General features: G+C 66.2%; 1 protein-coding gene. It reads left to right on the top strand.

What is annotated here, in order from left to right:
* Positions 1–121 precede the first annotated feature (121 nt).
* The coding region (locus SB754_RS20500) for a DUF3499 family protein (protein ID WP_410784202.1) at positions 122–269 on the top strand (148 nt) is incomplete at its 3' end.

The raw sequence follows: 269 nt of genomic DNA, 5'->3' as shown, positions 1-269 counted from the left end.
CTGCGTCCGACGCGACCATGCCGACCGTGGCGAGCCGAACGGGGCTTCGGCGTTTCCTGCCGTTCACGGCGTGCGCGAGACGTCCACTTCATGTCTTCAGCCTAGGACGTTGCGCCGATAGGTGCCCATCGGTGCAGCCTTTAAGCTCGTCTTCGTGACGGAACGAATCTGCTCGAAGGTCTCCTGCAGCCGCGAGGCGGTCGCCACCCTGACCTTCGACTACGAAGGCCGCATGGTCGCACTCGGCCCGCTGGGCGCAGGCGACGACC

The organism is Leifsonia sp. SIMBA_070 (assembly GCF_046534635.1).
Lineage (GTDB): Bacteria > Actinomycetota > Actinomycetes > Actinomycetales > Microbacteriaceae > Leifsonia.
This window is presented reverse-complemented; position numbering and strand designations above follow the sequence as displayed.